Annotated in this window: 1 protein-coding gene; it reads right to left on the bottom strand. The window is 62.9% G+C overall.

The window, feature by feature from the left end; genetic code table 11:
* Positions 1 to 1,094: HAMP domain-containing protein (locus ABID59_RS37340; RefSeq protein ID WP_354086667.1), on the bottom strand; the 1,094-nt coding region annotated here is incomplete at its 3' end.
* Positions 1,095 to 1,427 lie beyond the last annotated feature (333 nt).

Below are 1,427 nucleotides of genomic sequence, written 5' to 3'. Positions count from 1 at the left end.
CCGGCCATCTCGCCGATCTCGTCCTTGCGGCCGAGGCCCGGCAGCACGACGTCGAAATTGCCAGAAGCAAGCTCGCGCATCGCCTTGCACATCGCAATCATCGGCCGCGAGATGCCATTGCCGAGCATCAGGGCCAGCACAGCACCGATGGCAAGACCACCCAGCGCCAGCATCAGCATCAGCCGCTCGGTTTCCCCGATCGTCAGATTGGCGCTCGCCTCGATGCGCTGCTGATCGGCCGACAGGTCCGACCGCAACTCGCCCGAGAGCTTGAGGATGGACGCGGCCGTCTTGGTCATCTCGCCGTTCGACTTGACGATGATTTTCACGTTGTCGGAAAGCTTTGCAAACGACGCGCGGTACTGCTTCAGCAGGCCACCGATCTCGGTGACTCGGTCGGTGATCTTCTGGTCGTTGGCGTAGATCGAGACCAGCAGCGTCTCCAGAAACTTGATCCGGGCGACCACGCCGTCGGCGGCCTTCGGCTCCGGCTTGGCGACAAAGGCGCTGACCGAGGTGGAGACCGCTAGATATTGCGAGGTGATGTCCTTGGCCGTGGTCTGGACCGATGCAAGCCCGGCAAGCGCCGCAGTGTCGGCGAGGTCGTCGAACTTGAAGCGGATCTTGTTGCCGACGCTGTTCAACTCGTCGGTCGCAATCTTGTTGTTCTCACGCGTCAGCGTGATGATTTCGCCGAACACCTTTGCGAAGCGCTGGAACTCGGCCTCGAGCTTGCCGACTTGCTCGCGACGTGCTGCACCCGTTGTGGCCGACATCGACCTGGCGATCGCCGCCTTCAGACTCTCTTCGGCCGCCTTGGCCGCCGTTTCGTCGTCCGGGGCACCGGTCAGCGTGTAGGCCCGGGTCAGCCCCTGATAGCTGATTAATTCGCGATCGATGGTCCGCGCCAGGTCTGCTTCCGCCACACTGGTCCGGTAGGACGCGACGGCACCCGCAATTCGCTCGAAGCCGAAATAGGCAAAGGCCATGCTGACGGCGAGGATGGCCAGCACCGCCACGAAGCCGAGAATGATTTTTGCACGAAAACGCAAGGTGAAGAGCTTCGATGAGCTCGGCTTCGACTTCACGGACATTCCCCCACCCCATTCCATTCGCGGAAAACCAGGCGCAGCCCGGGAGCAGCCCGCTCCCCGACTCAAATGCACGGTAAATGGCAAAGGATAAGCCGCGGTAAACTTGGCGCGTCGCAACCCGCGGTTAGGTGACGCGGGGACGGACCGTCGCCACGGGAAAGACCGAGGCGAAATCGGAGCAAGTGCCCTACGCCGCCCGGATATTGGCCATGAACCGGTCGAGCTCGGCGCGCAGCCTGGTGCTTTCGCTCGACAGCGTCTTGGCCGAGTTCAGCACCTCTTCCGAGGCCGAGCCGGTTTCGGCGGCGCCGCGATTGACCTGGCCGATATCGG

This window comes from Bradyrhizobium sp. S3.3.6 (genome assembly GCF_040546905.1).
GTDB lineage: Bacteria > Pseudomonadota > Alphaproteobacteria > Rhizobiales > Xanthobacteraceae > Bradyrhizobium > Bradyrhizobium cytisi.
The sequence above is the reverse complement of the archived record's forward strand: the minus strand, read 5'-3'. Positions and strand labels throughout refer to the sequence as shown.